This is a genomic window from Vibrio sp. A1-1 (assembly GCF_021728175.1).
GTDB lineage: Bacteria > Pseudomonadota > Gammaproteobacteria > Enterobacterales > Vibrionaceae > Vibrio > Vibrio diabolicus.
In genome coordinates this window covers 415,569-424,755 of the sequence record NZ_JAKKCL010000002.1, presented here as the reverse complement: position 1 = coordinate 424,755, position 9,187 = coordinate 415,569, and the positions used below count along the sequence as shown (strand labels likewise).

Below are 9,187 nucleotides of genomic sequence, written 5' to 3'. Positions count from 1 at the left end.
AGCTTTATTGGAATAGTTTTTCAATTTCAGCAACTTGGCGTTTGCCTTGGCTGTTCAATGGAATTTCGTCGACCACTCGGAATTTTCTCGGGATAGCGATCGGTTCTAGCCAATTGCGCAGTGCCTTGCGAAGCTCAAGCCAAAACTTGCCTTTACCAAGTTCATCAAGCACATCGCTGCCTTTATCGTTAAGTACGATGATCGAGACTAACGTGAGGCGACCTGATTCTTCCATTGGGATCACCACGCTTTCTTGAACCCACGGCAGTTGCTCTAAACGTTTTTCCACTTCGACAAGGGAAATACGCTTTTCTTCGACTTTGACGATTCGGTCAGTGCGTCCACGCAATTCAAAAGAAATACTATCATGGAAATAGCATTCATCCGCAGTTTGGTACCAAGTGTTTTCATCAATGTGTGGCGAGCGGAGCTTTAAACAATTTTCATGGTTAAGCTTTGCTTCAACACCTGGGAATAACGTCCATGGAGTGCTGGCTACGTGCTGCTGACGGTAAGCGATGCCGCCGGTTTCTGTGCTGCCAAAAACTTCAATAGGAAGTGACCCAAACAACTGCTGGCTGTGCTGCGCGGCTTGGTTTGGCAAGGGACCACCAGAAGAAAATACGCACCGAATCGCAACCGGATTATGCTCTTCACTGAGTCGTTTTAGTAACGCAGGGCTGCTTACTAGCGTGGTGTCAGCATCGGCGTGATGGACAATTTGCTCTGGGAACTCAAGGTTGTGTGCTGAAAATGGACGTGCAGAGCACAAAGGCCACAATACGCGGAACAGCAAGCCGTAAATGTGTTGATGAGAGACGGTGCTTTCAACGCGTGTGTTGGCAACCGTGTCGCCCCATAGGTTGTCTAGAATAGACACTTCGACATCGAGCTGCTTCAGCGTTTTTGCAATGGCTTTTGGTTTGCCGCTTGAACCAGAAGTGAATAGCGTCACTGGTATTTGTGCCAGATTCAATTCACGCCAAACATAAGGTTGGTTTACCTGTTGTTTGTTAGTCAATGTGGTTTCTAACAATGAACTAGCTTCGATTAAAAGCGAACTCACCTGTTCTGGAACCGAGACATCGGCATCGTGCAGTAATAAATCGTAGTGCTCACTGAGTTCTTTGAGTGCTTCTGGTTGGTAATTACCAGGCAATACAATGGATTTTCCTGCGTGACAACAAGCAAAAAAGCCAACGGCAAACAGGTAGCTGTTGCCAAAACACAACGCAATGTTTTGCGTTGGTTGGGTTTCTAACTTCTGAGCAAGTGTTGCGACGTGCTGCTGGAAATCACCCCAAGTGATAACTGTGTCGCGATCGTAAGAGACAGGGGATTGCTCAGACCTCTCTGCGACGAACAAGGTCGCTAGGGAGGTAAAGCTCGAATACGTTGTATTCATACGATTAGTGTTCCTTTCGAACAAATTGACGCACGATCCATTCTCCAGCGAACAAGCCACCAGCAAGTAAGTAGCTGATGAGGCCGTTATAAAGCGTCCATATTTTTACTGGTAGGAAACAGGTATAGAGTGCAACGGCAGCGTTGAGCGTAAAAAAAACGCACCAAACCATCGTGACTTTGCGTGTGTAAGCCACGCCACTAGCCGGAAGCTCAGGCTCTTGCAAGCGAGCAAGCCTTTCAATGATTGATTGCGGCTGTTTTAAGCTCAGTCCAAAGACACACAGCATACATACATTGACAACTACAGGGTAAAACTGAAGCCACCCGTGTTGTTTAAACACCATGCCAAGCGTAATTAGAACAATGCCAACAGCGCCCGTAACGAGCGCCAAGAATTTAAACTCTTTTAGTGGGGTCTTATTTGCGACGAAAACACGCAAAAGTAACGCAGCAATTAACAAGCCCCCGACTAAGTTCAAGCCAAATTTATCTATACCGAAATAGACGGCGAAGGGGTAGGCAAACAGTACAATTGCAGACAGACCAGTCAGCAATTGGCGCATTAACTTTCCTTCAATAACTCAGTGACGGCGTTAACCACATCGTCAACGGTTCTTACAGCACTAAACTCTGCTGGCTTGATTTTTTTGCCAGTGACATTCTGTAGGTGTACGACCAAATCAACGGCGTCAATGCTATCAAGGTCGAGATCTTGGTATAAGTGCGCATCTGACTGAATGTCGGCTGCGTCAATTTCGAACAGCTCAACAAGCGCATCTTTAACTTGTTCAAATACTTGATCTTTATTTACATCAGTCATGAATATACCTACAACTTATTCATTAGTTTGAGAAGAAACGTATTTCGCTAGGTTTGCTACAGACGCAAAGTGTTCGCGCGTGTTTGAGTCGTCGGCATCAATAACGATGTTGTATTGTTTTTTAATTGCGAGTCCAAGCTCAAGTGCATCGATAGAATCTAAGCCAAGTCCATCACCAAAAAGTGGTGCATCCGTTTCAATATCATCTACGGTTAAATCTTCAAGGTTTAAAGCATCAATAATAAGTTGCTTAATGTCGTTGTGTAACTGTTCCACTGGGACCTGCTTATTAATAAAAGTTTTCTGGAAAAATGTTTTCAGCTAGGTGCTGTTGTAAGCGTCGCGCCGCTATTGTCGGCGACGTAGTTTGCTTTATAAAAGGGTCAATCTCAACTTTATCCTTAACTTCAACCCTGAAAAAAGGCTTTGTTGCCGGTACTTGATACCATTTTTTCTCTTTTGTGAGGAAACTTGGCGTTACCGTAATATGGACAACCCTTAAATCTCGTTCTGTTCTTACCGCAATTTGTGCTGCGCCGCGTTGTAATTTTGGTTCTACACCTGGTGTTGTTCTTGTCCCTTCAGGAAATATAAGCAACACGTTGCCTTTGTTAAATCGTTCATCACAAAGTGCTAATAAATCATCCGGCGCTTCATTGGGAATATATCCGGCTGCTTTTACGATGTGCTTCATAAAAGGATTCGACCATATTGCCGATTTTACTAAACAGTCGCAGCGATTTAATTGTGAAGCAATGAGAACGTAATCGATTAAACTAGGATGGTTGGCAACAATTAAACAATTACGATCTTGTTGAAGAATATCGGCACCAATAATTTCGTAATCGATTGCTCCACTTAACTTCATCAATTTACAAAAGGTGTTGAATGAATATCGAATGGCACCTTGAACTTTATATTCACGTTCCGTTTGATCCGAAACGAAAATACGAATGGTCGGAATAACAATGAAGCTCAGTGTTAAACCACCTAACCCAAATACTGAAAAACAAAAGCCGGTTGCTAGCACACGCCAATACTGATTTAAGCGACTCATTGCTTTTGCCATTCCCAAATTTGTTGCGGAGCGTGAATAGTCCACTGATTTTCACCTGACAAGTAGTGTTGCAAAAACGCTAAGCCTTGTGGCAACGGGTGGTTTGAGCATTTTGCACTGATGCCGCTTTGCACCGTGAAGCCATCTCCATGAGAAAGTATCAAGCCGAGTCCAAACCCTTGGTATTGTTGGTTTTCATATTCTAAATAAGAGTCAGGCATAGGCTCATCAAAATCAACAAGCAGGACTCTTTTATCAGGATTGTCGGACAAAAACAGCCATGCTTCTAATATTGCACTTTGGAATGTGTTTTCTGCCGCAGCGATCGAAGTTAGGGGGATGGGCTGTTTGGTTGCAATAGTGGCAAGCCCTGCGGCGGTATTATGCACGGACTGAGAAAAAGCCATCGGAGACGCTTCTTCTCCGTTAATAATATCTTTAACTAACGCAACACTGCGATGCAATTCGCCATGACGACTCGAAAATACGAGGTAATCAACCTGATGTTGATTAAGCAATTCGATTGCCGTTTGCACTGCCAGTTTGCTAAGTGGACTCATTCTTCTGCGCATCATCGCAGGAATATCTGCAACATTGATTTTGCCATCTTCTGGCCATGTTATCTCTGTTGCCCATTGTTTCCATTCATTGGATTCGGATAAACCGAATGAATTCGCTGTCCACGCATCAATATTGAACGAAATGTTGATCTTCGAGTTTGGCATATTGGGTTAAATTGTTTATTTTACAGCTCGATACAAATTGGGTTTTGCCCAAAGTCATAATAAAAAAGGAAATTATCATGTCGCGTTTTAAGCTGTATGTCTCGTTATTATTAACTTTGCTTCTTGTCGGTTGTGGACGAGTACAACCTGTAATGAATGTGGAGGATACTCCAGTTGCTTATGATCTTCAAAATAAACAAGTAAAAATGGCCATTGTGCAATCGGCAACCAACCGAGGTTGGACGATTGAAGAAGTAAGCCCAGGCGTTCTTATTGCAAAAATTCACGTTCGTAAACACTTTGCAGAAGTAAAAATTCCATATAACAACAAATATTACTCAATTATTTATCTCAACTCAGTAAATCTAAAAGCCAGTAATGGCAAAATCCATCGCAATTACAATCGTTGGATAAACAACTTGAATGTTGATATTCAACGAGCTATTGCATTGTTAGGCTCTCAGTCTAAACAATAAAAATATTAATTGCAGTTAGGTTTTTCCGTGTTAAATCAAAATAATGACCCTTTTAATGCTTTTGAAGCAAAAACAGAAGCTCAGAAGTTATCTTTTGCACCAATCGTGTTCCAGACCGCCAGAACGCTCCGAGATTTAGGTATTTTAGCCGCGCTAGACAGCGCCGGTTCACAAGGCATGAGTGCCACGGACATTGCCGAGAAAACGGGCGTGTCAGAATATGGTGTCAAAGTATTGTTGGATATGGCGATTAGCGCACATATTGTTTTATGGGAAAGACCTAACTATTCGCTTGCGAACCTTGGTTTTTACCTTCTTCACGATGGTATGACGAACGCAAACATGGATTTTACGGCTGATGTCTGTTACGCCGCGATGATGCATCTGACGGAAGCGATTAAAGAAGGTAAGCCTTCAGGTTTGAAAGAGTTGGGCAATTGGGAGACGATTTATCAAGGTCTGTCGACGCTGCCAGACCAAGCTAAGCAGAGTTGGTTTAAGTTCGATCACTTCTATTCGGATCGCTCGTTTCCATTACTGCTTAAAGAAGTGTTTGCAAGCAAGCCAAAGCACCTCGTGGATATTGGCGGAAATACCGGGAAATGGGCTATTCAGTGTTGTAAGCATGATCCTGATGTTGAAGTTACCATTGTCGATTTGCCGCAGCAATTAGAAGTGGCGATGTCAAATGTCTCAGAAAACCAGTTCGCCGAGCGTGTACGTCCATACCCTGCCAACATGCTTGATAAAGCACAAACATTGCCTGAGCATGCTGACGTATGGTGGATGAGCCAGTTCTTGGATTGCTTTTCCCCAATTGAGATCCTAAATATCCTTAAAAAAGTCAAAGCCCAGTTAACGAAGGGAGATACTATTTACGTATTGGAGCTATTTTGGGATGCCCAAAAATACGCGGGTGCTTCCTATAGTCTTAATGCAACCTCTCTCTACTTTACCTGTTTAGCCAACGGCAATAGTCGTTTTTATCGCAGTGATGATTTCTTAGAAATTGTTGAAGCGGCAGGTTTATCTGTCGTCGAAAGAACCGACAACATTGGCCTTGGTCACACCTTATTAAAACTACAAGCAAACTAAATTCAGAATGAAAACAGAGCTCAAGCAAGTTGTCGTCGTAGGAGCGGGCCCATCTGGCTCCACCGTTTCTGCGTTATTAAAATCGCGTGGCATAGATGTCGTTGTCATAGAAAAAGCCACCTTTCCACGTTTCTCTATCGGAGAAAGCCTGCTTCCTGCATGTATGGAAGTTGTCGAGCAAGCCGGAATGACAAATGCGGTAAAGCAGTTTGGCTTCCAATATAAAGATGGCGCTGCATTTCGTCGCAATGGTGTTTACACCCAGTTCGATTTTACGGACAAATATACCCCAGGGCCGGGTACGACGTTTCAGGTGCAACGTGCCAGTTTTGATAAAGTGCTCGCCGACAGTGCCGCAGAGCAGGGCGTCGATATTCGTTATCAACATGAGCTAGTTAGCTTGGCGTTTGAAGGCAAAAAATCGCGCTTAGAAGTTGTTGGACCGGATAAACAGGCCTATCAAATCGAAGCAGATTTTGTTTTGGATGCGAGTGGTTTTGGCCGTGTTTTGCCACGCTTGTTGGATCTTGAAGAGCCTTCTTGTCTTCCTCCAAGAAAAGCGATATTTACTCATATTGAAGATCGTATCTCTCCACAAGAGCCAGAGTACGATCGTAATAAAATTCTGATTTCCGTACATCCTGAAAATCACGATGTGTGGTACTGGCTGATTCCATTCTCGAATGGTACGTGTTCGTTTGGTGTGGTGGGTGAGCCTGAGTTTTTTGAGCGATACCCAGAGGATAAGCTTGCAGCTTTGCAGCAGTTGGCGAATGAAGAGCCGGGGTTGGCTTCTGTGTTGCGAAACGCGAAGTACCCAAATCCCGCAGGCGAGTTGGGTGGCTATTCAGCGAACGTCAAACGCTTAGCGACAGAAAACTACGCACTGCTTGGTAATGCCGGCGAGTTTCTTGATCCTGTGTTTTCATCTGGTGTCACCATTGCCATGAAGTCGGCGGAATTTGCGGCCGATTGCGTAGCTCGTCAATTAAATGGTGAAGTGGTTGACTGGCAAGAAGAGTATTCGGAACGCTTGATGGTGGGGGTGAACACATTCCGTACTTATGTGGAGGGGTGGTACAACGGCACATTGCAAGATGTGATTTTCTACCAAAACCCGAATCCACGTATTAAGCAGATGATTAGCGCGATTTTGGCTGGGTACGCTTGGGATACAAACAACCCTTACGTAAAACAAAGCGAACAACGTTTGTCGACGCTCGCTGAGCTGGTTCGAGAAGCGGAACTGTAAGAGTATAAATTCTCTTAGCTGAGGATGAGTAAACCTAGGTCTTACCGAGAAATTGGTAAGACCTTTTTTTATTCTCGACAATACCTTTTTATTTGTACTTCGAGCTTACTGGAGACATCTTGACCACTTGTTTCGAGGTGTATCGAATTTGAGAAAATTTATAGTGATTATGATCACATACATACTCATTGTTGCTGATATTTATATTAAACGTGTAGGAAATGGATTACATTTTGGGAGTGTTCCCTAAATCCGGCTTCGTTGTGAAAACGGTTTATAAGCAACTGTATAAATTAGTAAAGTTCCAAAAACTGCACCAAAAAAAAGATAAGTTTCTTGCCAAATCAATTCGCTTGGTGAGTTCGAACCATCGACTGCGCCAAACACTTCCTTTACTTTCTCGAATTGTCAAAGAACACGACGCGTCAACAGTCTCTTCGGTTGTTGATCCCGAGAACGCGGTGGCGTGGGGAGGCAAAGTTTCTCCAGAGTTCAAATGCAAAGTCATTCGTATTAGTGAAGAGCTGGAGATCAACCCTAATCATCTGATGGCCTGCATGGCATTTGAAACCGCTGAAACCTTCAGTCCAAGCATCAAAAATGGTTCAGGAAGTGGGGCGACAGGGTTAATTCAATTTATGCCCTCTACCGCTGAGTCATTAGGAGTGAGTACGAAAACTCTTGCGAGGATGAGCGCGGTCGAGCAACTTGACTATGTAAAAGCCTATTACTGGCCATATCGCCATAAAATCAATAGTCTGGAAGATGCGTATATGGCAATTCTCTATCCTGCTGCGATTGGCAAACCGTCTTCTTTCGTTTTGTTCAAGCAAGGCTCGATTGCATACCGACAAAATGCGGGTATCGATCGTCACAATACAGGAAAAATCACGCTTAATGATGTTTCCTATAAAGTACGAAAAAAACTAGAGAAAGGTTTACAGCCCAATTTGATGGGATAGGGCCGTGCTTTATTCCACTTCGCTATTGTTGGTTGGTGTATCGGTGTCTTTGGTGACTCTGACTTGCATAATGCGATGTTTTTTAACGAGGAGTATGTCAAATCGCCAACCTTGGTAGTGAATGTGCTCCCCAACATTTGGGACTCGACCATAAAGCCATGTCAAAAGCCCATTTAATGTTTGAAAGCCTTCTCGCTCTTCGCCTTCTATGCTGCTCAGTTCGAGTTTATTCTTGAGCTCATTGAGCGGGATCAACGCGTCCATCAACCAGCTGCCATCTTTTTGTTGTTTGGCCCACACTTGCTGTGGCGCCATGCCCAGTTCTCCAGCAATCGACTTTAACAAGTCGTAAAGGGTTACTAGGCCTTGTACATCACCATACTCATCGACAATAAAGACCATTTCCGCACTGGTTTGTTGCATGTAGTTAAGGAGAGGTAACCCTTTCATGGACTCGGGTACAAAACGTGGGCGCTTGAGCTGTTTAGCCAGTTTACTGATAGACAATTCGTCATATTCATCGAGCAGGACTTTGGATGAAATGGTGCCAATAATATTGTCCAAACTACCCTTACAGACTGGCCATACGGAGTGTTGGGTTTGGCGAAGGTCAGTAAGGATGACATCAATAGGTTGGTTGGCATCCAGGTAATGGATATCGCACCGTGGTGTCATTAACGATAATGCTAAACGATCGTTAAGGTGGAGTAAGTTGCGAATCATCAATTGCTCTTGTGGCTCAATCGCACCGGACTCAGAGCCTTCGCTAACAATAGCAAAAATATCCTCCTCGGTAACAATCTCACCGTTGCTGTCGTTTTGGCGCAATAATCGGAGAAAAGTATCGGTTGAAAACGTCAATAAGAAGACAAAAGGAGTGGTGAGCTTGGCGAGCCAGTGGATCGGATAAGCTACGATAATAGCGATGGTTTCTGCGTTGTTTTGTGCAAAGCGCTTGGGAACGAGTTCTCCCACCACAATCGCGAAGTAGGTGATCATGAGCACGACGCTCATCGTTGAAAGTACCGTGGCTATCTCTCTTTCTAGCCCTTGGGCTACTAACCAATTTTCGAATGGTACTGAAAGCGTTGCTTCACCAAAAATACCACTTAATAGCCCGATGACGGTAATGCCTATTTGGATCGTGGAAAGAAACTGAGTCGGATTGTTTTTAAGTTCGAGCGCTAAAGCGGCAGAGGCGTTGTGTTCTGCAATTAATTTTAGCCTTCCGCTTTTGGCTGCGACTAGAGCGATCTCTGACATCGCAAACGCGCCATTGAGTGCGATTAATCCAACCAGCAGTAATACGTCCATAACGTTTCCCAGTAATGTACACGTTAGCAGCATAACTAGATTCACGCGCAAGAAATGTGATGTTGCGAGTAAATCATGC

At 44.0% G+C, this 9,187-nt stretch carries 11 protein-coding genes; 4 read left to right on the top strand and 7 right to left on the bottom strand.

Annotation, left to right across the window (positions count from 1 at the left end):
• Window positions 1–4 precede the first annotated feature (4 nt).
• The 6 genes from L3V30_RS05955 to L3V30_RS05930 are packed head-to-tail and all read right to left on the bottom strand — an operon-like array spanning window position 5 to window position 4,009.
• A complete protein-coding gene (locus L3V30_RS05955; RefSeq protein ID WP_085343438.1) occupies window positions 5–1,405 on the bottom strand; it encodes an AMP-binding protein in 1,401 nt (466 codons plus the stop codon).
• Window positions 1,406–1,409: 4 nt separating this feature from the next.
• Window positions 1,410–1,970: a hypothetical protein gene (locus tag L3V30_RS05950; protein WP_237308515.1), complete on the bottom strand. Its 561-nt coding sequence runs from the start codon at window positions 1,968–1,970 to the stop codon at window positions 1,410–1,412.
• Complete coding sequence (locus L3V30_RS05945; RefSeq protein WP_005382279.1) at window positions 1,970–2,227, bottom strand: acyl carrier protein; 258 nt, start codon at window positions 2,225–2,227, stop codon at window positions 1,970–1,972. The genes L3V30_RS05950 and L3V30_RS05945 overlap by 1 nt, the downstream gene beginning before the upstream one ends.
• A 15-nt stretch (window positions 2,228–2,242) precedes the next feature.
• The gene (locus L3V30_RS05940) at window positions 2,243–2,503 is read right to left on the bottom strand and encodes a phosphopantetheine-binding protein (protein WP_005382278.1); all 261 of its coding nucleotides are present in this window, start codon (window positions 2,501–2,503) and stop codon (window positions 2,243–2,245) included.
• A gap of 13 nt (window positions 2,504–2,516) precedes the next feature.
• Window positions 2,517–3,284, bottom strand: a complete 768-nt coding sequence (locus tag L3V30_RS05935) for a lysophospholipid acyltransferase family protein (protein WP_047009495.1) — start codon at window positions 3,282–3,284, stop codon at window positions 2,517–2,519.
• Entirely contained in the window at window positions 3,281–4,009 is a 729-nt protein-coding gene (locus tag L3V30_RS05930) for a beta-ketoacyl synthase chain length factor (RefSeq protein WP_237308514.1), read from the bottom strand. The genes L3V30_RS05935 and L3V30_RS05930 overlap by 4 nt, the downstream gene beginning before the upstream one ends.
• Window positions 4,010–4,086: 77 nt before the next feature.
• On the opposite strand from L3V30_RS05930, the gene L3V30_RS05925 reads away from it, so the two are divergent.
• The 4 genes from L3V30_RS05925 to L3V30_RS05910 all read left to right on the top strand — a co-directional run bounded on the left by L3V30_RS05925 (window position 4,087) and on the right by L3V30_RS05910 (window position 7,794).
• Window positions 4,087–4,485: a hypothetical protein gene (locus L3V30_RS05925; RefSeq protein WP_012842027.1), complete on the top strand. Its 399-nt coding sequence runs from the start codon at window positions 4,087–4,089 to the stop codon at window positions 4,483–4,485.
• A gap of 27 nt (window positions 4,486–4,512) precedes the next feature.
• Complete coding sequence (locus L3V30_RS05920; RefSeq protein ID WP_005390460.1) at window positions 4,513–5,580, top strand: methyltransferase; 1,068 nt, start codon at window positions 4,513–4,515, stop codon at window positions 5,578–5,580.
• A gap of 7 nt (window positions 5,581–5,587) precedes the next feature.
• A complete protein-coding gene (locus tag L3V30_RS05915; protein WP_237308513.1) occupies window positions 5,588–6,832 on the top strand; it encodes an NAD(P)/FAD-dependent oxidoreductase in 1,245 nt (414 codons plus the stop codon).
• A 221-nt stretch (window positions 6,833–7,053) separates the two neighbouring features.
• Window positions 7,054–7,794 carry a transglycosylase SLT domain-containing protein gene (locus L3V30_RS05910; protein WP_079855598.1) on the top strand — a complete coding sequence of 247 codons (741 nt, stop codon included), beginning with the start codon at window positions 7,054–7,056 and terminating at the stop codon, window positions 7,792–7,794.
• 9 nt (window positions 7,795–7,803) lie between these two features.
• On the opposite strand, the gene L3V30_RS05905 is transcribed toward L3V30_RS05910, so the two are convergent.
• Entirely contained in the window at window positions 7,804–9,108 is a 1,305-nt protein-coding gene (locus L3V30_RS05905) for a hemolysin family protein (RefSeq protein WP_237308576.1), read from the bottom strand.
• Window positions 9,109–9,187: the final 79 nt, after the last annotated feature.